General features: G+C 73.5%; 17 protein-coding genes and 1 pseudogene. 7 read left to right on the top strand and 11 right to left on the bottom strand.

The window, feature by feature from the left end; genetic code table 11:
• From FGF04_RS31320 to FGF04_RS31300, 5 genes are all read left to right on the top strand, one after another.
• A partial coding sequence (locus tag FGF04_RS31320; protein WP_328596422.1) for a 2'-5' RNA ligase family protein occupies positions 1-336 on the top strand: 336 nt, incomplete at its 5' end.
• A gap of 140 nt (positions 337-476) precedes the next feature.
• Positions 477-3218: a glycoside hydrolase family 97 catalytic domain-containing protein gene (locus FGF04_RS31315; RefSeq protein ID WP_149514754.1), complete on the top strand. Its 2742-nt coding sequence runs from the start codon at positions 477-479 to the stop codon at positions 3216-3218.
• Between the two features lie 78 nt (positions 3219-3296).
• Entirely contained in the window at positions 3297-4385 is a 1089-nt protein-coding gene (locus tag FGF04_RS31310; RefSeq protein ID WP_149514753.1) for a DNA polymerase III subunit beta family protein, read from the top strand.
• A 110-nt stretch (positions 4386-4495) separates the two neighbouring features.
• Entirely contained in the window at positions 4496-4969 is a 474-nt protein-coding gene (locus FGF04_RS31305; protein ID WP_149514747.1) for a carboxymuconolactone decarboxylase family protein, read from the top strand.
• A gap of 94 nt (positions 4970-5063) precedes the next feature.
• Entirely contained in the window at positions 5064-5960 is an 897-nt protein-coding gene (locus tag FGF04_RS31300) for an RNA polymerase sigma-70 factor (protein ID WP_149514746.1), read from the top strand.
• 60 nt (positions 5961-6020) lie between these two features.
• On the opposite strand, the pseudogene FGF04_RS31295 reads toward FGF04_RS31300, so the two are convergent.
• The 4 genes and pseudogenes from FGF04_RS31295 to FGF04_RS31280 form a co-directional block, all read right to left on the bottom strand.
• A pseudogene (locus FGF04_RS31295) lies at positions 6021-8102 on the bottom strand (iron ABC transporter permease); the annotation flags it as partial.
• A gap of 37 nt (positions 8103-8139) precedes the next feature.
• Entirely contained in the window at positions 8140-9129 is a 990-nt protein-coding gene (locus FGF04_RS31290; RefSeq protein WP_149514744.1) for an iron-siderophore ABC transporter substrate-binding protein, read from the bottom strand.
• The gene (locus FGF04_RS31285; protein WP_149514743.1) at positions 9126-9998 is read right to left on the bottom strand and encodes an ABC transporter ATP-binding protein; all 873 of its coding nucleotides are present in this window, start codon (positions 9996-9998) and stop codon (positions 9126-9128) included. The genes FGF04_RS31290 and FGF04_RS31285 overlap by 4 nt, the downstream gene beginning before the upstream one ends.
• 68 nt (positions 9999-10066) lie before the next feature.
• A complete protein-coding gene (locus FGF04_RS31280; protein WP_149514742.1) occupies positions 10067-10630 on the bottom strand; it encodes an MSMEG_1061 family FMN-dependent PPOX-type flavoprotein in 564 nt (187 codons plus the stop codon).
• 146 nt (positions 10631-10776) lie between these two features.
• Here FGF04_RS31280 and FGF04_RS31275 point away from each other — a divergent pair, with 146 nt between their 5' ends.
• Together FGF04_RS31275 and FGF04_RS31270 are read left to right on the top strand one after the other, a co-directional pair.
• Positions 10777-11139, top strand: a complete 363-nt coding sequence (locus tag FGF04_RS31275; protein WP_149514741.1) for a DUF779 domain-containing protein — start codon at positions 10777-10779, stop codon at positions 11137-11139.
• 83 nt (positions 11140-11222) lie between these two features.
• On the top strand, positions 11223-12479 hold the full coding sequence (locus tag FGF04_RS31270; RefSeq protein ID WP_149514740.1) for a phosphodiester glycosidase family protein: 1257 nt from the start codon (positions 11223-11225) through the stop codon (positions 12477-12479).
• A gap of 5 nt (positions 12480-12484) precedes the next feature.
• Here the strand turns inward: FGF04_RS31270 and FGF04_RS31265 are convergent, their stop codons facing one another.
• From FGF04_RS31265 to FGF04_RS31235, 7 genes are all read right to left on the bottom strand, one after another.
• Positions 12485-12676 (bottom strand): hypothetical protein, encoded by a 192-nt coding sequence (locus FGF04_RS31265; protein WP_149514739.1) that lies wholly within the window; start codon positions 12674-12676, stop codon positions 12485-12487.
• 129 nt (positions 12677-12805) lie between these two features.
• On the bottom strand, positions 12806-13672 hold the full coding sequence (locus FGF04_RS31260) for a phosphatidylinositol-specific phospholipase C/glycerophosphodiester phosphodiesterase family protein (RefSeq protein ID WP_149514738.1): 867 nt from the start codon (positions 13670-13672) through the stop codon (positions 12806-12808).
• 166 nt (positions 13673-13838) lie between these two features.
• A complete protein-coding gene (locus FGF04_RS31255) occupies positions 13839-14489 on the bottom strand; it encodes an ABC transporter ATP-binding protein (protein WP_149514737.1) in 651 nt (216 codons plus the stop codon).
• Positions 14482-15390, bottom strand: a complete 909-nt coding sequence (locus FGF04_RS31250; protein WP_149514751.1) for an ABC transporter ATP-binding protein — start codon at positions 15388-15390, stop codon at positions 14482-14484. The genes FGF04_RS31255 and FGF04_RS31250 overlap by 8 nt, the downstream gene beginning before the upstream one ends.
• A 68-nt stretch (positions 15391-15458) precedes the next feature.
• Complete coding sequence (locus FGF04_RS31245; protein WP_149514736.1) at positions 15459-16349, bottom strand: ABC transporter permease; 891 nt, start codon at positions 16347-16349, stop codon at positions 15459-15461.
• Positions 16342-17307: an ABC transporter permease gene (locus FGF04_RS31240; protein ID WP_149514752.1), complete on the bottom strand. Its 966-nt coding sequence runs from the start codon at positions 17305-17307 to the stop codon at positions 16342-16344. Before FGF04_RS31240 ends, FGF04_RS31245 begins: the two co-directional genes overlap by 8 nt.
• Before the next feature lie 20 nt (positions 17308-17327).
• The gene (locus tag FGF04_RS31235; RefSeq protein WP_149514735.1) at positions 17328-18914 is read right to left on the bottom strand and encodes an ABC transporter substrate-binding protein; all 1587 of its coding nucleotides are present in this window, start codon (positions 18912-18914) and stop codon (positions 17328-17330) included.
• Positions 18915-18929: the final 15 nt, after the last annotated feature.

The following is an 18929-nucleotide window of genomic DNA, read 5'->3' as shown; positions in this document are numbered from 1 at the left end:
GTGCTGTGGAGCGGCATCGAGGGCGATCTCGACCAGTTGCACGAGCTGACCGGAGCGGTACGGGCGCGGGTCAGGGAGTGCGGCGTCGCCTTCCCCGAACGTCCATTGCGACCCCATCTCACGCTGGCCCGCGCCCGCCGCCACGACAGCGCCTCCGTGACGGCGGCAGGCGCCCGCCTCGACGGCTTCACCGGACGCCCCTGGCGGACCGAACGCCTCCACCTGGTCGCCAGCACGGTGCGGGGCCATCCGGGCCACCGGCGCTATCAGGACGTCGACGCATGGGTCCTGGCCACACCGACCCCGCCCCGCCCTCCCGCCTCGCCGGACTCTTGACGTGGCCACTACATGCCCGAAGAATGATCCAGGCTATCTGACAACGTTGTCGGACGGGAATGGAGATCTCCGTGCACGCAGGAACGCACCGCTTCAGGCGCAGACTTCCGGCATGGTTCGCCACTTTCGTGGGCGCCGCCATGGGACTCGGGAGCCTCACTCCCCCGGCCGCGGCGGTCGATCCGGGCACGGCGCTCGCCGGAGCGACATCGACGGCGTCGGGCACGACGGACGTGTCGGGCACCTCCTGGAGCGTGACCCACAAGGCGGCCGAGCCCAGCGGCGCACTGACCGCGCGGCTGCAACTCGACGCGACCGACGGCACCCTGTCCCTGGGCGTCCGCCGCGGCGGCGCCACCGTGCTCGAACCCGCCCCGGTCGGCATCACCACCGATGCCGCCGATCTGACCAGCGGCCTGCGGCTCCGTGGCCACACCGTACGCAAGGTGACCGAGCGCTACTCCACCACCACCGGTAAGCAGCGCGACCGCACGGCCCGTATGACCGAGGCGCGCTTCTCCTTCGCCAAGGCGGACGGTGCCCGGTTCGACCTGGTCGTCCGCGTCTCGGACGACGGGTTCGCCTACCGCTACGTCCTGCCCGGCAAGGGCGGCGGGGGCGAGGCGGACGGCGAGGTGACGGTCCTCGAAGAGGCTTCCGCCTTCCAGGTGCCGGACGCGGCGACGGCGTGGCTGATGCCGTACACCCCCAACTACGAACGGCCGCGCACCGAGACGACCGCCGCGGGCGCCGCCGCCGGCGACTACGGATACCCTTCACTCTTCCGGGTCGACACGTCCTACGTCCTGCTCACGGAGTCGGACGTCGACGGCCGCTACGCCGGCAGCCGTCTCGCCCACGCGGCCGGGAGCGGCCGCTACACCGTGGAGCTCGCCGACGAACGCGTCACCTCGGCCGGCCCGCTGGCCACCCCGTGGCGTACGGCCGTCATCGGCGACTTGGCCACGGTCACGGAGTCCACCCTCGTCGATGACCTGGCGCCCGGCTCGCGGGTGGCGGACACCTCGTGGATCCGTCCGGGCAAGGTCGCCTGGTCCTGGCTGGCCGGTTTCGGCGCCGCGCAGCGCAGCCTGGAGACCCAGCAGCGGTTCGTCGACTACAGCGCCGCCCACGGCTGGGAGTACACGCTGGTGGACGACGGCTGGAAGACCGAGGACTGGATGCCGCAGCTGATCGAGTACGCGCAGCGGCGCGGTGTGAAGATCCTGCTGTGGATGCACTGGACCGACCTGGACACGGCCGCCGAGCGCGAGGAGACGCTGGACAGGGTCAAGGCGTGGGGCGCGTCCGGGTTGAAGATCGACTTCATGGACTCGGACGCACAGGAGCGTTTCCGCTGGTACGACGACATCCTGAAGGCGACCGCTGAACGCGAACTGCTGGTCAACTTCCACGGGTCGACCATCCCGCACGGCATCCAGCGCACCTGGCCGCACGTCATGTCGATGGAGGCCGTCTACGGCGCCGAGCAGAGCAACGTGTCCCTGACCGACGTCACCACGCTGCCCTTCACCCGGAACGTGGTCGGATCCATGGACTACACGCCCATGGGCTTCCAGTTCGGCGCCCGCAACACCTCGGAGGCCGCGGAGCTGGCCCTGTCCGTCGTGTACGAGTCCGGCTTCCAGAACTTCGCCGGTTCGGTGGACGCCTACCGGTCCCGTCCCGAACTCGAACGCTTCCTCGACCAGGTACCGACCGTCTGGGACGAGACGCGGCTGCTGTCCGGGCACCCCGGTGACGGGGCGACCTTCGCCCGGCGCAACGGCGACCGCTGGTTCGTCGGCGACGTCTCCGCCGCCGACGGGCCCGCCACGCGGCGCGTACCGCTGGACTTCCTCGGCAACGGCAACGGCAAGAGCAGCGACAAGGGCAAGGGCGGCGGGGACCGCTGGCGGGKGGAGGTCCTGCGGGACGGACCGGACGGGTTGGTCCGCGAGTCCCGGGTCACCGACCGCCACGGCGTCCTGACGGTGCCCACCACGGCGGGTGGCGGGTTCGCCGCGGTGATCTGCCGTGCCGTGCCCGGCCGCACCACGTGCGACCGGCCCGTGGACCGGCTGCCGTTGACCGCCCTGTCGGCCACGCCGAAGAGGGCGGAGGCCGACCAGGGGACGACGGTGGACGTCGAGGGCGCGCTCCGGGTGGAGGACTTCGGTCCGGTGCGCGACGCCGAGGTACGCGTGAGCGCCCCGCGGGGATGGACGGTCACAGACGCCACCGCCCGCGCCGACGAGGTCGCCACCGGCGCCGCGCTGCGCACCCGTGCCGTCGTGCACGTCCCGTCGGACGCGGCGTACGGCTACCACGACGTGGTGGTGAGCTCCTCCTACCGGGTTCCGGGCGGGAGGCCGGGCACCGCGCCGCTGCGCAACGAGCGGACGGTACGGGTGTTCGTCGCCCCGCCGGGCGTGGACTACGTGAGCGGTCTGCCGTTCGCGGCGGAGCGCAACGGCTGGGGTCCCGTCGAGCGTGACACCTCCAACGGGGAGAACTCCGGGGGCGACGGCGGTGCGCTGCGCATCCGCGGCACCGTGTACGACAGGGGCCTCGGTATGCACGCCGAGGGCGAGGTGTCCGTCGATCTCCATGGCGCGTACGACCGTTTCCGCGCGCAGGTGGGCGTCGACGACGAGGTCAGCGGTGCGGCCACGGTCGTCTTCGAGGTGCTGGGCGACGGGCGGCTGCTCGAACGCACGCCCGTGCTGACCCCCGCGGACGCGGCCCGCGCCCTCGACGTCGACGTCACCGAGGTTCAGCGCCTGACGCTGCGGGTCACGGACGGCGGCGACGGCATCAATTACGACCACGCGGACTGGGGGGACGCGCTCCTGCGCCTGGCGAACACCGACACCACCTGACGATGGCGCCATGGGGGCGAGGTTGACCCTCGACCTTGTCGAGGGCCCAGGGTTCGGGGTGTGGAGAACGAGAGCGCGATGCGGAGCATCGGGGAGATGGCGCGGGACGGCGGGCTGAGCGTGAGCGCGCTGCGGTTCTACGACCGCGCCGGTGTCCTGGTCCCCGCCTGGGTGGACCCCGTCAGCGGCTATCGCTGGTACGGGCCCGAGCAGGTGGCGGAGGCCGGGGTGCTGGCGCGGCTGCGCCGGGCGGGCATGCCGCTGGCGGACATCCGGCTCGTGCTGGCCGGGTGGGCCGGCGCGGACGCGGACCTGGTGCGCGGCCTCCTCGACGCCCATCTGCGCCGTCTCGGACAAGGGCTGTCCGACGCCCGCGGCGAGTTCTCCGCGCTCCGAGCCCTCCTCGACCACAGGGAGAACCCCATGACCCCGCCCCGCACCTCCACCGCCGCAGTCCGTGTGGCGGTCGCCGCACCGGAGTTGGCCGCGGCCCTGGACGCGGTCCGCTTCGCGGCCGGCACCGACCCGGAGCTGCCGATGCTCGGTGGCGTCCTGTTCGACGTCGAGGGAGACGGACTGCGTCTGGTGGCCACCGACCGCTACCGGCTGGCGGTCGCGCGGGCACGCGTCACCGGGCACGACGGGCCGCGGACGCAGGCGGTCGTGCCCCTTCCGCTCGCCGACGCGATGCGGGCGCTGCTGACCGGCGACGCGCCCGTCCGACTCGCGGTGGACGGTGACCGCGTCGCGCTGGATACCGGGGACCGGGAGACGGCCGGCCAGGTCCTCGGCCACGAGTTCCCCGACTACCGCCGTCTCGTCGGCCTGCCCGGCGGCCGCCGGGTCCTCGTCGGCACGGCCGCCTTCCGGGCGGAGCTGGAGGACGGTCCCGTCCGCACGAGCGAGGCGGGTGAGCCGTCCGGCGGGCCCCACGACCTCAGCGTGCTGAGGGTGACGGACGACGCGACCGTGGTCGTGTGCGACGACGGCGACGACCATCAGGACGCCGTCGCCGTCAACCGCGCCTTCCTGCTGCACGCGCTCACCGCCGGAGCCCGGGACGAACTGCTCCTGGAGCTGGGCGCGCCCACGGCCCCGCTCGCGATCCGCCGCCCCGACGACGACCACACCTTCTCGCTCCTGATGCCGGTCCGGCTGGACGGCTAGGACGTTTCGCTCCCCTGTCCGGTGGTCACCGCCCCGCGGCGCCCCCATGTCACATTCCGCCGCCCCGCGTTGTCAGTAGTGCGTATCCGCAATCCGATGGGGAGAACATCATGGAAGCGCGTGTGAACTACTTCGGCAACGCCGTCGCGGGCAAGGTCATGAGGCACATCAACTCGGCCGGCAAGGTCGCCTCGGACGCGGGCCTGCCGACCGCGACGCAGGAGCTGGTGAAGATCCGCGCCAGTCAGATCAACGGCTGCGGTTTCTGCACCGACATGCACACCAAAGACGCCGCCGCCGCGGGGGAGACCCCGCTGCGGCTCAACCTGGTGGCCGCCTGGCGGGAGGCCACCGTCTTCACCGAGGCCGAGCGCGCCGCGCTGGAGCTGGCCGAGCAGGGCACCCGTATCGCCGACGCGGCGGGCGGTGTCAGCGACGAGGCCTGGGAGGGCGCCGCCAAGCACTACGACGAGGACCAGCTGGTCGCGCTCATCTCCCTGATCGCCCTCATCAACGCCTACAACCGCATCAACGTGATCAACCGCCAGCCGGCCGGCGACTACCAGCCGGGGCAGTTCGGCTGACGGGCGCGGGCAGCGGGCAGCGGTACGGCACCCGCTGCCCGCGGAGGGCCGCTGTAGCATGGCCGATCTTCGGAACAGAGGGAGACGGGCGCCGATGCACAGCGGGGACGACGTCAGCTCTCTCGGGACGGCGACGGAGCAGTTCGTCGCGGCGCGCCCCCGGCTCTTCGGCATCGCCTACCGCATGCTGGGCAGCGTCGCGGAGGCCGAGGACGTGTGCCAGGAGACCTGGGTCCGGTGGCAGAACGCCGACCGCTCGGACGTCGTCGAGCCGACCGCCTTCCTCACCACCGTCGCCACCCGCCTCGCGATCAACACGGCCCGGTCCGCCCGGGTGCGGCGCGAGGCGTACGTCGGACCGTGGCTGCCCGAGCCCCTCGACACCGCCCCGGACCCGCAGGTGGGGGCGGAGCGCGCCGAGGCCGTCGAGATGGCGGTGCTCCTCCTCCTGGAGAAGCTGAACCCGGTGGAACGGGCGGCGTACGTCCTGCGGGAGGCGTTCGACTACCCCCACCGGCAGGTCGCCGACATCCTGGAGACCAGTGAGGCCAACGCCCGCCAGCTGGTGAGCCGGGCGCGCAAGCACCTGGCCGCCGAGCGGCGCGAGCAGGTCGGGCGCGGCGAGCACCGGCGGCTGCTGGAGGTGTTCCTCGCCGCGGCGCGGACGGGCGATCTGAAGGTGCTCGAAGAGGTCCTCGCGGCGGACGTCGTCAGTTACACCGACGGGAACGGGATGCGGGGCGCCTCGCGGGTCCCGGTCGTCGGCCTCGCGCGCGTCTCCCGCTACCTGGCCGCCTTCGCGCCGCGCTTCTGGCCGGGGTCGGAGATCCGCTGGGCCGAGGCCAACGGCCGTCCGGCCGTTCTCGTCCGGTCCGGCGGGCAGCCCGTCGCCCTCCTCTGCGCCGACGTGTCGGCGGAGGGCATCGACCGGATCATGTGGGTACTGACCCCGGCCAAGCTGCTGCCCTACGCGGCGTCGCTGAAAGCCTGAGGACCCCCGCGCACGGGCCCGACGCGCCCCCTGTCCCGTGCCGGCTCCGGAAGTAACGTCCTAGCGCCGACTCCGTATGAGCAGATACAGGAAGTACGGCGTGCCGATCACCGCCGTCATCAGGCCCGCGCCCAGTTGCGCGGGGGCGATGACCGTGCGGCCCAGGAGGTCGGCCGTGCAGACGAGGGCGGCGCCCAGCAGGACCGCCACCGGCACCACCCGTACGTGCCGCCGGCCCACGAGGGCGCGGGCCGCGTGCGGTGCCACCAGGCCGACGAAGCCGATCGTGCCGGCCGAGGCGACGGCGGTCGCGCTGAGCAGGACGGCCACCACCAGGAAGCCGAGCCGGGCCCGGGACAGCCGTAGCCCCAGGAGCCGCGGCGAGTCCTCGTCGAGGGAGACGAGGTCCAGCTCGGTGCGCCGGGCGACCGCGACGACGAGCCCGGCCAGCAGCACGAGCGCGACGGGCAGCACGTCCGGCATGGTCCGGCCGTACGTCGAACCGGACAGCCAGGTCAGCGCCTTGGTGGCGTTGAACGGGTCGGTGAGCACGATGAGCAGGCTGATCAGCGCCGCGGTGCCGGCGGCCACGCCGATGCCCACGAGGACCAGCCGGTTCTGCTGGTAGCCGCCGCGGGCGGCGAGGCCGAAGACGAGGACGGAGGTCAGCGCGGCGCCCGCGAAGGCGGCGCCCGCGACGGCCCAGGTCCCGGCGACGGGCGCGGTGGTGACCAGCAGGACGGCGCCCAGCGCGGCGCCGCCGGACACGCCCAGGACGCCCGGCTCGGCGAGCGGGTTGCGGGTCACGGCCTGGACGAGGGTGCCGGCCAGGGCGAGCGCCGCGCCGGCGCACAGGGCCGCGAGCACCCGGGGCACCCGGGTCTCCAGGACGAAGGACACGGCCTGTCCGGACCGGCCCTGCGCCCAGTTCATGACGTCGCCGAGCAGGAGTTTGCTGTCGCCCAGCAGGAAGCCGGCCAGGGTGACGCCGACGACCGCGGCGACGAGGCAGACCAGCGTCACCGCGAACGCCGTGCGGCTGGGGATGCGCAGCCGGTCCGGCGACTCGGCCCCGGAGGTGTCCCGCAGGCGCAGGGCCATCGTCACGAGGAAGACGGCGCCGACCAGGCTGGTGACGACGCCGGTGGGCACGGCGACCGCGGTGTCCGAGGGGACGAGGGCCCGCAGCAGCACGTCCGACCCGAGGACGAGCCCCGCGCCGATCAGGCCCGCCACGGGCATGGCCGCACGGGAGCGGGCGAAGCCGCGGAAGCGGCGGGCGAGGGGGCGCACCAGGGCCGGTGCGCACAGGCCGACGAAACCGATGGGCCCGGCGAGCGTGACCGCCGCGGCGGACAGCAGCGCGGCCAGGACGACCACGGTGACGCGGGTGGCGCGCACGGGGACGCCCAGGCCGCGCGCGGCGTCGTCGCCGAGGGCCAGCGCGTCGACCCGGCGGGCCGTCAGCAGCAGCCCCGCCAGTCCGATCACGGCGACGGGGAGCATCTGCAGGACGCCGTCGAAGCCGTTCTGGCTGATGCTGCCCTGGTTCCACTGGTAGAGGCCCTCGGTCTGCTCGGGGAACAGCAGGAGCAGGCCCTCGGTCGCCGAGTTGAGGCCCAGCGCCAGCGCCGTACCGGCGAGGACCAGGCGTACGGTCCCCGTGCCGAGGCCGGACAGGGCGAGGACGACGGCCGCGGCGAGGAGCCCGCCGGCGAAGGCGACCCCGGAGGAGGCGAGCAGCGGGAGCGAGACGCCGGTGGCGCCGACCAGGCCCAGGGCCAGGTAGGAACCGGCGTTGACCGCGAGGGTGTCCGGGGAGGCGAGCACGTTGCGGCTGACGGTCTGGAGCACGGCGCCCGCCACGCCGAGGACGACGCCGACCAGGATGCCGGCGGCCATCCGCGGCAGCCGGGAGGCGATGACGACGGACGAGTCGGCCGTGTCGGCCTGCCCGGTCAGGGCCTTGAACACCTGGGACGGGCCGACGTCGGCGGTGCCCTGCGCGATGTCGACGACCGCGAGGGCGGCGACCACGAGGACGAGCACGGCCGTCACCGCGACCGCGCCCGTCCGGGACGTGGCGGTCGACGGACGGGTGACGGGGGAGGTTGCGGTGACGGCCATGACTTCCGTGGTTTCCGTTGTTCGGTGGGTGCCGCTGGTCGTGCGGGGTCCGTTACTTCGTCAGCGCGGCGACGAGCCCGTCGACGTACGCCGACATCGAGCCGGGGCCGCCGAACATCCAGATGCCGTCGGGCAGGCGGTGCACGTCGCCGGCCTTGACGAACGGCAGGGACTTCCACACGGCGTTCTTCGCGAGCACGCCGGTGAACGGGGTGGCGCTCTTGTCGTCGTCGTTGCCGATGTAGGCGAACTGGGTGTCCTTCGGCAGGTCGCTGAGGCCCTCGACGTCGGTGGCCCCGAGCCCGTAGGCCGCGTCGCCCTTGACCTTCCAGGCGTTCTTCAGGCCCAGCTCCTTGTTCACCGTGCCGATGAGGGACGTGGCGGTGTACGGGCGCAGGGAGACCTGGTTGGAGGTGACGTAGCCGTCGGCGAAGGCGATCTCGGTGCCGGCGAGGTCGGCGTCGGCGAGGGCCTTCTTGCCCTCGGCGAGCTTGGCCTCGAAGTCGGAGCGGACCGTCTTCGCCTTGTCGGTGGTGCCGGTGGCCTCGGCGATGAGGTCGAGGTTGCCCAGCATCCGCCCGATCTGGTCGGAGCCGTCGGCGGACTTGACCTCCAGCACGGGGGCGATCTTGCGCAGCTGCTTCAGGGCCGCGGGCGGCAGGTCCGAGGTGGCGACGACCAGGTCCGGCGAGAGGGCGGCGACGGTGTCCATGCTCGGCTCGCCGCGGGTGCCGATGTCCTTGGGCTCGTTCTTCAGCGGGACGGCGGAGTCCCAGGTGCTGTAGCCCTTGACGTCGGCGGCGCCGACCGGGTCGACGCCGAGGGTGACGAGGCTCTCGACGACGTTCCACTCGGTGGCGACGACCTTGGTGGCCGGGCCGTCGAGCTTCAGCTTCTTGCCGGAGGCGTCGGTGAGGGTGATGGCGCCGGAACTCTTGCCGGTCTTGTCGCTCTTGTCGGCGGCAGGCTCGGTGGTGCCGCACGCGGCAAGGGTGAGCGCCGCGGCGGTGGTGGCGGCCGCGGTGAGCAGGAGGCGTTTCATGAGGTGGTGCCGAGCCTTTCGGTGGTCCGGGTGTGCCGGGTGTGGTGTCGGCCGACGGGGCGGGTGCGCAGCCGGCCGCTGAGGGGGTCCGTGTCGACGTCGATGCGGATGCCGTAGACGGCGGTGAGCCGTTGCGGGGTCAGGACGTCCTCGGGCGGGCCGTCGGCGACGATCCGGCCCGCTTCGAGCAGGGTGATCCGGTCGGCGATGGCGGCCGCCTGGTCGAGGTCGTGCAGCACGACCCCGACGGCGATCCCGTGGTCGTCCGCCAGGTCGCGGACGAGGTCGAGGAGTTCGATCTGGTAGCGCAGGTCGAGGTAGGTGGTCGGCTCGTCCAGCAGCAGGACGCCGGTCTCCTGGGCGAGGCAGCTGGCGAGCCACACGCGCTGCAGCTGCCCGCCGGAGAGGTGGTCGGCGCCCCGCTCGGCGAGGTCCGTGACACCGGTCAGCGACAGGGCCCGGTCGACGGCGGCCGACGCGTCCGGGTCGGGCCGGCCGAAGCGGCCCCGGTAGGGGTAGCGGCCGAACTCGACGACGTCCCGCACGGTCAGTCCGCCGGGCGTGGGCCGGCCCTGGGTCAGCAGGGCGACGTGTCGCGAGAACTCACGGGCGCTCAGGGCGAGGCCGTCGGTGCCGGTGTCGATCCTGAGCGTGGCGTGGCGGGCCCGCTGCAGCCGGGCGATCGTCCGCAGGAGCGTCGACTTGCCGCTGCCGTTGGGGCCGACCAGCACGGTCACCTCGCCGGGCCGCAGCGCGACCGCGGCGTCGTGCACGACGTCCACGCCGTCGTACGCGACGGTCACGCCCGTGGCCGACAGTTCATGGCCGCGCAGACGCGGCGCGTCCGCTGTTTCTTCACCAGATCTCACGCGGTGAAGGTTAGCCTAACCTTATTTGTGCTGGACAGGGGGTCCGGCCGGGGAGCCTCCGCGGCGACTCAGGCGGTCCGCCACGACTGCGGGTCCCACACGCCCGAGCGGCGCAGCGACGCCGGGCAGTGCAGGTAGATCTCGTCGATCTCCAGGACCAGGGCCAGCGCGGGCCGCTGTCCCTTCACCGCCATGGCGTCGAAGAACGGGGCGTCGGTGAGGATGCGGGCCCTGCCGTTGACCCGCAGCACCTCCTTGCCGCCCGGGACCAGGTACAGCAGGCCGGCGTGCGGGTTGTCCAGGATGTTGTGGAAGCTGTCGCCGCGCCGGTTGCCCGGCCGGTCCGGCAGGGCGAGCGTGCCGGAGTCGAGGACGTGCGTGAAGCCCGGGGCGTCCCCGCGCGGCGAGACGTCGCAGTTGCCCCGGGAGTCGGAGGTGGCCAGCAGGCAGAAGGGCGAGCGGGCGATGATGTCCCGGTCCAGGTCGGCGAGCCGGTCGTGGACCTTCTCGATCACCACGGGCCAGGGCTCGCCGAGCAGGTCGCGCAGTTCGGCGCCGGACCGCAGCTCGACCCAACCCTCCTCGGCCACGGAGCCCGGCCCTGCTCCGACGGTGTCGATCGTGTGCGGCACGGCCCACTCCAAACATGCGTACGTCCGTCCGGACACGGGTGCGGCCGGCGAGTAGTTGCATGCAGAACATTATCTGACCTTAGGCTTGCCTAACCAGGCGGTCCGCTGGTGAGCTCTACGTCCGAAGCGATGAGGAGTGATGTGCCATGCCCCCCTCCGCCGCCCCGCGCGTGGAACTGACACCGGCCGCGTCCGAACTGCTGCGCAGACTGCGGGCCGCACACGGTCCGCTGATGTTCCATCAGTCCGGCGGCTGCTGCGACGGCAGTGCCCCCATGTGCTACCCCGAGGGCGAATTCAGGACGGGCGGCTCCGACGTGCTGCTGGACTCGCTCGCCGTCGAGGGCGTCGAGGAGCCGATCACGTTCTGGATGTCCCGGAGCCAGTACGAGGCGTGGCGCCACACCCGGCTGATCGTGGACGTGGTCGAGGGACGGGGCAGCGGCTTCTCCCTGGAGGCACCCGAAGGGGTACGTTTCCTGACGCGTTCGCGCCTCGTCGGCACGTAGTCGCCGTCACGGCACCCTGCCTGTGGTGAACTCCCCTGTGTCCTGCGCCATTTGAGGAGACAGCGGAGAGAGCAGGGGCCACCGTGACACGACGCACCGCACGACGCACCGGACGGGTCAGAACCGCGCTGACGGTCTTCGCCGCATGGAGCGCGCTGACCGGGGCCGCCCTCGCCGGGGCGGCCCCGGCCGGCGCCGCGCCGGTGACCGGCGCACCGGGCTTCAGCCGGCTCGCACCGGGAGTGGGCTACACGGAGTTCGACATCCCGGCCGCCGGAGGCACGGCGCACGCGCACGTCCTCGACGTCGACCTCGCCGACCCCGCCGTGAGCGTCGACCTGCTCACCCCCGGCGCGGTCGCGGCCCGGGCCACGGTCTCCCGGCTGACCGACGCGCAGGGGGCCGTCGCCGGTGTGAACGGCGACTTCTTCAACATCACCGAGACCCAGCACCCCGGCGTCGAGGCCACCGGCGCGTCCGTCGGCCCGGCCGTCCGCAGCGGTCGCGCGCTCAAGGCCGCCGTCCCCGACGGCCAGCGCTTCGGTCCCGCCCTGCCGCCCGGTACCGGCACGAAGGACGTGCTCGGTGTGGGGACGGACCGCAGGGCCCGCCTCGACAGCCTGGCGCTCGACGGGTCGGTGCAGACCCCGCAGGCACGGCTGCCGCTCGGCGGTCTCAACCAGTACGCGCTGCCCGTGGGGTCCGTCGGCGCGTTCACCGCGGACTGGGGACAGGCCTCCCGGGTGCGGGCCACCTGCGGGACGGACACCGACCGGGCCGCGCCCTGCAGTACGGACACCTACGAGGTGACCGTCCGGAACGGCAAGGTGGCGTCCGCGGCCGACACGCCGGGCGGCGGAGCCATCGCCGCGGGCACCACGGTCCTGGTCGGCCGGGAGGCGGGCGCCCAGCAGCTGCGGAAGCTGTCCGTGGGCGAGAAGGTCGTGGTGCGGCACCGGCTGGTGGCGGCCGCGTCGAAGACCCCGTACCGCTTCGCGATCGGCGGGTACCCGGTGCTGCGCGGCGGGCAGCCGCTCGCGGGCCTGGACGACGTGACGGCGGCGGTGCGGACCGCGGCCGGCGTCTCCGCCGACGGCAAGCGGCTCTGGCTGCTGGCGCTGGACGGGGCGCCCGAGTTCCGCAGCGGCCTCACCGTCGCGGAGGTGGCCGCCGCCATGAAGCAGCTGGGTTCGCGGGACGCGTTCAGCCTGGACGGCGGCGGCTCCACCACACTGGCCGCCCGGGAGCCGGGGGCGAGCGCCTCGACCGTGCGCAACCACCCCAGCGGCGGCGCCGAACGGCCGGTCCCCAACGGGATCGGCGTGTTCTCACAGGCCTGACGCGCTCACGGCCGCAGGCTGCCCACGAGGTCGGCGGTGGCCGTGAAGCCGTCGTGGATGGTCGGCGCCATGCTGGTGCTCGCGAGGTAGAAGCCCAGCAGCACACAGACCACGGCGTGCGAGCCCTTCAGCCCGTTCCGCAGGAAGACCACCGTCAGGATCACCAGCAGTACGACAACAGAGATGGAAACAGCCACCGTCAGCCTCCTCCGCCACGACCACCCCGCGGCTTTCGGCCGCAAGTGTGGCGTAACGGAGGGTTCGTCCGTGCGGCTGACGTGTACGCCGAACGAGTGTTGACTGCGTGTGACCGTGTCCGGGAGTTCCTAGGACCGCCCGCGGGCGTCCAGGAAGGCCTCCAGCCCCGCCAGGTCGTCGGTGTTGAGGTGGTCCGCGTCCGCGGCGAGCAGTTCGCCCCAGACCGCGTCGCGGGCGGGGCCCGCCAGGTCAGGGGTGGCCCAGAACCGCACCCGCTGCCCGCGGGAGTGGGCCGTGGAGACGATCGAACGCAGCTTCTGCCGCTCCGCCTCCGGGAACGTCCCGACGCCCTGCCAGGTGAAGTTGAGCGTCCAGTTGTCGCTGACGAGCGGAATGAAGGAGGCGGGGGCCGGTACGGGGGCCAGCAGGTCCAGGAGCCGGCCGTCGTAGAAGGCGCGCCGCTCGCTCTGGGCCTCCATCGGCACCCGGGCGGCCCGGTCGCCGGAGATCACGGCCGTCACCGCGCCGGGGCGGACCCGGCCGCGGGAGTACGTGGTGAACAGGTGCCGGTAGCGGCGCAGCCGGCGGTCCAGTTCGAGGTAGGTGGCCGCGCCCTCGGTCTTGATGTCGATCAGCAGCTGGAGCGGCCTGCGGTGCCCCCGGTACACCGAGCCGCCGTTGGCCTTCACGCGGGCGGCGAGGGGGTTCAGGTAGAGGGACTCCAGGGTGCGGGCCGGGTCCAGCTCCACCGGGTCGTGGGCGACGAGGAGTTGGCCGTCGACGAGGTAGATGTCGGCCTCGACGCTGCCGAAGCGGTGGTCGAGCGCGTCGAGGAGGGGCCGGGGGTGCAGGTAGTCGTTGTGCGCGTGGGCCCGCCACAGCGGGCGCGGACGGTGCCTGTCCTCGCCCGCCTGTGCGTACGCGGGCAGCGCGACACTGCCGGCCAGGCCGGCGGCGAGGGTGGTGAGGGCTCTGCGGCGGGTGGTGAGGGCCATGTCTGCCTCCCTGGGAGTGCCGTGCGGGACCGCGGTGGGGCCTGCACGGCGACGTCGGGACTGGGGAGAGTATGGAGCGTGTACATGGCCAAGGAGCAGGGCCGTGCCGGGAGTTGGCCGGACCGCCCCGGTGTGTTCACTTCACCGGACCACCTCCGGCGGGCGTTCACGCCGATGTCAGTTCGGCCCAGCCCACCGTCCGGTCGCACCAGCGCTCCAGCAGCACCCGGTCGTGCCCGACGGCCAGCAGGCCCGCCCCGCTCTCCCGCCGGTAGGCCTCGACGACGCCGACCAGCGCGGCCGTGGTCGAGGCGTCGAGCATCGCCGTCATCTCGTCGCAGACGAGCCAGCGCGGCCGCAGCGCGAGCGCCCTGGCGAGACACGCCCGCTGGAGCTGGCCGTCGCTGACCTCGTGCGGCCGGCGGCCGAGCAGGTCCGCCGTGAGCCCGACGGTTTCGGCCAGTTCCGGTACGGCGTCCACCGGACGGCCGTTGGCCCGCAGCGGTTCGGCGATGAGCCGCGCGAGCGGCAGCCGCGGATCGGCCGACAGGCGCGGCTGCTGGAAGACGACCCCGAAGGAGGTGCGCTGGGCCCGGGGCGCGCGGTGGCGCCAGCCGGCCGCCGGCTCCCCGTCCAGGACGACCTGTCCGGCGTCGGGCCGGTGCAGCAGGGCGGCGACCCGCGCGAGCGTGGACTTGCCGCAGCCGCTGGGGCCCAGGAGTCCCACGGCCTCTCCCACCCGCACGGTCAGGGAGACGCCCCGGACGACGGGGGCGCGGCGGTCGTAGCCCGCCGTGACGTCGCGCAGTTCAAGCACGCGCCACCGCCACGTGGTGGCAGGCGACGCCCGACGTCAGCTCCGGTACGGTCGCGCACGCCTCGCTGGCCCGGTCGCAGCGGGGCGCGAAGGCGCAGCCCTCGGGCAGCGCGCCGAGTTCGGGCGGCAGGCCCGGGACCGGCGCGAAGTCCCGCTCGGGCAGGGCGTTCAGGAGGCCGCGCGCGTAGGGGTGCCGCGGGCCCGGCGCGCCGAAGAAGGCGGCGGCGTCGGTGATCTCCACGAGGCGTCCGGCGTACATCACGGCGACGCGGTCGGCGATGCGGCCGGCCGCCGCGAGGTCGTGCGTGATCAGCAGCAGGGCGCGGTGGTCGCCGGTGTGGCGGCGCAGTTCGTCGACGGTCCGCTCGACGAGGTCGCGGTCGAGGCCGGTGGTCGGCTCGTCCGCGAGCAGCAGGGAAGCGTCCCCGACGAGGGCGAGCGCGGTGGCGGCACGCTGCGCGAGCCCGCCGGACAGCTGGTGCGGATGGCGGTCGAGGTGGTCCTCGGGGAACGCGGCCCGCCCGGCGGCGGCCCGTACGCCGTCCGGTCCGCTGGTGCCCGTCAACGCGCGCACGGTCTCGTCCAGGTGCGAGCGGACGGTGCGCACCGGGGTCAGGTGCGCCACGGGGCTCTGCGGGACGAGTCCGACGCGGCGTCCGCGCACCTCGCGGGCCAGCACCCGTTCGTCCGCCGCCAGGAGGTCGAGCCCGCCGGCGCCGGACCCGGCGTCGCCGAGGACGGCCGAGCCGGCGACCGAGGCGTTGGCGGGCAGCAGGCCGAGCAGGGCCGAGGCGAGGACCGACTTGCCGCAGCCGCTCTCGCCGACGAGGGCCAGGCACTCCCCTGCGGCGAGGTCGAAGGAGGCGTCCGTGACGGCCCGTACGTACGACCCGTCGCGCATCTCGAAGCGCACGCAGAGCCCGCGCACCGACAGGACGGTCCCGCCCGGCGTCGGCTCGGTCGGCGGTGTCACAGCATCAGCTCCGATCGGCGGCGGGGGTTGAGGCGTTCGCGCCAGGCGCCCGCGAGACCCGCGATCGCCAGGGTGGCGACGACCGCGCACAGCCCGGGGAAGAGGGTGGGCCACCAGTCGCCGGCGAGCAGCGATCCGCGGGCGCTCTGCACCAGCGTGCCGAGGCTGGCCTGGTGGGTGGGCAGCCCGAGCCCCAGGAAGGACAGGGCGGACTCGTGCCAGACGGCATGCGGCACCATCAGCACGGCGGCGAGCCCGGCCTGGGGCAGCACGCCGGGCAGCAGGTGGCGTACCGCGACCCGGTGGCGGGAGGCGCCGCCCGAGATCGCGGCGTCGACGTAGGGGCGCGAGCGCAGCGACAGCACCTCCGCGCGGACGATCCGGGCCGTCGACAGCCAGTGGGTGAGCGCGACCGACACGACGACCGGCCAGACGCCCGGCCGGAACATCGCCACGATGAAGATGCCCAGGAGCAGGTGCGGCACCGAGGCGAAGACGTCCACCAGGCGCATCAGCAGCCGGTCGGGCCACCCGCCGAGGGCTCCGGCGAGCGCGCCGACGGCCGTGCCGACCACGGTGGCGACGACCGCGGCGACCACGCCCACCAGCAGCGAGACCCGCAGCCCGTAGACACAGCGCAGCAGCAGGTCCCGGCCGACGTCGTCGGTGCCGAACGGATGGGCCCAGGACGGAGGTCGGAGCTTCGCCGTCAGGTCCACGGCCTGTTGGTCGAGCTGTGCGAAGGGCGGCACCAGGAGCACGGCCAGGACCAGCACGAGCACGACGGCGGCGGAGCCGCGCACCCGCCACGCGCGCGTGGAGCGCCGTACGACGGCGCGCGTGCGCCACACCTCGGTCTTCCCGGACGTCGTCGCCGTGTCAGCCATCGAAGCCCACCCTCGGGTCCGCGAGCCCGTACAGCAGGTCCGCGAGGAGGTTGCCGGCCAGGACGGCGACCGTGGCGAGCACGGTCAGCGCGGCCAGCAGCGGGAAGTCGACGGCGGTGGCCGCCTCGACCGTCGCCGCGGCGATCCCGGGCCAGCTGAAGACGGTCTCCACGAGCAGGGCCCCGGTGATGAGTTCGGGCACGCGTGAGCCGATCAGGGTGAGCACCGGCAGCATCCCGGACCGCAGGGCGTGCCCCAGCAGGACCCTGCGCTCGGCGAGTCCCCGTGCGCGTGCGCCGCGCACGGGGTCCTCCTGGAGCGCGTCGCCGACGCCCTGGCGGACGTACAGCACGAACCACGGCAGCTGGGAGAGCGCCAGGACGGCCGCGGGCAGCACGAGGTGGCGGGCGACCTGGCCGGCGGTGACCACCGTGCTGCCGGTGTCGGTGAGGCCGCCCGCGGGCAGCACGCCGAGCTTGAGCGCGAACAGCCACATCACCAGCAGCCCGAGCCAGAACGGCGGCGCCGCCTCCAGGGTGTACGCCAGCGAGGTGACGGCCCGGTCCGTCCAGCCGCCGGGCCTGCGCGCGGCCAGCACCCCGAGCAGGCCGCCGACCAGGACGGCGAGGAGGAACGCGGTGGCGGCCAGCAGCACGGACCAGCCGACGCGTTCGCCGATGACGTCGGCGACCGGCTGCCGCATCGATCCGGAGTCGCCGAGGTCGCCGCGTACGGCGGACGTCAGCCAATCCCACCAGCGGGCGACGAGGGGCCGGTCGGCGCCCAGGTTGGCGCGCAGCTGGTCCAGGGTCCGCTGCGAGGCGCTGAGCCCGGCCGTGCCCGCGTACGCCTTGACGGGGTCGAACGGCGAGGCCGCGGCGATCGCGAAGACGCCGAACGTGACGGTCCCGAGGACGGGGACGGCGAACAGGGCCCGCCGTCCCGCCAGCCGCGCCATGGGACCCCAGGGCACCCGGCTCACGGCCGCCAGTCCTCGACGTTCCACCACGGGCCGGCCGCCAGGCCGTGGTCGTGCGGTTCGACCTGCGTGGTGAGCTCGCCGAAGCGGTCGTCGACGACGTACAGGTGGTCGATGTGGGTCAGGAAGGTGTAGCCGGGGTTCTTGACCAGCTCGCGCTGCACGGTGTCGTAGGCGGCCTTGCGCTCGGCCCGGTCGCCGCTCTCGCGGCCGGTCTCCAGGGCCTGGTCGACCTTCGGGTTGTCGTACCAGCCCATGTTGTTGAAGCCGTCGCCCGCGAGGTCCGACCTGAGGAGCGGGTACTGGTCGAAGTCGGGGTCGGCCGGTGAGCCGCCGCCCGCGAGGACGGCGTCCTTCGGCATGCGCGGCTCGATGACCTCCCAGGTGCCCGCCTGGACCTTGATGTCGATGCCGATCTTCTTGGCGTCGGAGGCGTAGGCGAGGGCGTGGTCCTGGCGGAGCTTGTCGCCGGAGACGTACCAGAGCGGGAAGCCCGCGCGGACGCCGTCCTTCCTGCGGATGCCGTCCTCGCCGGGCTTCCAGCCGGCCTCGTCGAGGATCTTGCCCGCCGCCTTCGGGTCGTACGTCCGCCCGGTGCCCTTCGTGAACCACTCGCTGTCGGTCGGGACGGGCCCGTAGGCCACCTTGCCGGCGCCTTCGAGGATGCCGTCGACCATGGCCTGCCGGTCGACGGCGATGTCGAGGGCGCGGCGCACGGCGGTGTCGCCCGCGACCTCGTTGCCGGTCGGCAGGGTGACCGTGCGGTAGTCGAAGCTCTTGGCCGCGTACGTCTTCTGCCCCGCCCCCTTGAAGGCCTTGGCGAGGTTCGGTGGCAGGATCGCGCCGTCGAGGTCGCCGGAGCGCAGCCGGGTGGCGCGTACGTCGTCGTCCTTGACGATCGCCATGGTGAAGCGCTCGATCTGCGGGGCGCCGCCCCAGTAGCCGGGGTTGGCCTCCAGCACGAGCTGCTCGCCCTTGGACCACTTGACCAGCTCGTACGGTCCGGTGCCGACGGGCTTCGTCCCGAACGAGCCGGAGTTGACGTCCTGTTCGCCGGCCAGGTGCTTCGGCGCGATGGGCAGCACCGTGCGCTCGGCGAAGGGCGCGTAGGGGTACTTGAGCCGGAAGACGACCGTGCCCTCGCCCTTCGCCTCGACGCTCTCGATCGCGTCCAGCTCGCCCTTGGAGGGGTTGTTGGTCTTCTCGTCGAGGATCGTCTCGTACGTGAAGACGACGTCCTCGGCGGTGAACGGCTCGCCGTCGCTGAACTCCACGCCCTTGCGCAGCTCGTACGTGTACGTGCGCCCGCCGTCGGTGACCTCCGGCAGGGAGGCCGCCAGCGCGGGCTTCAGCTCCAGGTCGGCGTCGTGCGTGAGCAGCCCGTCGAAGATCTTGGAGTTGCCGTCCTTGCCGAAGCCCAGCAGGGGGCTGAGGGTCTCGGGTTCGTAGGCGATGCCGACGACGGCCGAGGTCGCGGCGCCCTCGCCGTCGCCCTTGTCGCCGGGTGCCGAACAGGCGGCGGAGCCTGCCGTCAGGACGGCGGCCGCCGCCAGGGCACCCATGCCTCGTATCGATCCGGCCCTCATCGCCGCCCCACCCCT

It is taken from the genome of Streptomyces apricus, from assembly GCF_008369065.1.
GTDB lineage: Bacteria > Actinomycetota > Actinomycetes > Streptomycetales > Streptomycetaceae > Streptomyces > Streptomyces apricus.
Note: the sequence above shows the minus strand (reverse complement) of the source record. Positions and strands in the feature narration are given on the sequence as shown.

Excerpts from the sequence above, each read along its gene's own strand:
- FGF04_RS31310 (WP_149514753.1), top strand. The coding sequence starts at position 3,297 with ATGCGGAGCATCGGGGAGATGGCGCGGGACGGCGGGCTGAGCGTGAGC.
- FGF04_RS31305 (WP_149514747.1), top strand. The coding sequence starts at position 4,496 with ATGGAAGCGCGTGTGAACTACTTCGGCAACGCCGTCGCGGGCAAGGTC.
- FGF04_RS31300 (WP_149514746.1), top strand. The coding sequence starts at position 5,064 with ATGCACAGCGGGGACGACGTCAGCTCTCTCGGGACGGCGACGGAGCAG.
- FGF04_RS31290 (WP_149514744.1), bottom strand. The coding sequence starts at position 9,129 with ATGAAACGCCTCCTGCTCACCGCGGCCGCCACCACCGCCGCGGCGCTC.
- FGF04_RS31275 (WP_149514741.1), top strand. The coding sequence starts at position 10,777 with ATGCCCCCCTCCGCCGCCCCGCGCGTGGAACTGACACCGGCCGCGTCC.
- FGF04_RS31260 (WP_149514738.1), bottom strand. The coding sequence starts at position 13,672 with ATGGCCCTCACCACCCGCCGCAGAGCCCTCACCACCCTCGCCGCCGGC.
- FGF04_RS31250 (WP_149514751.1), bottom strand. The coding sequence starts at position 15,390 with ATGCGCGACGGGTCGTACGTACGGGCCGTCACGGACGCCTCCTTCGAC.
- FGF04_RS31245 (WP_149514736.1), bottom strand. The coding sequence starts at position 16,349 with ATGGCTGACACGGCGACGACGTCCGGGAAGACCGAGGTGTGGCGCACG.
- FGF04_RS31240 (WP_149514752.1), bottom strand. The coding sequence starts at position 17,307 with ATGGCGCGGCTGGCGGGACGGCGGGCCCTGTTCGCCGTCCCCGTCCTC.
- FGF04_RS31235 (WP_149514735.1), bottom strand. The coding sequence starts at position 18,914 with ATGAGGGCCGGATCGATACGAGGCATGGGTGCCCTGGCGGCGGCCGCC.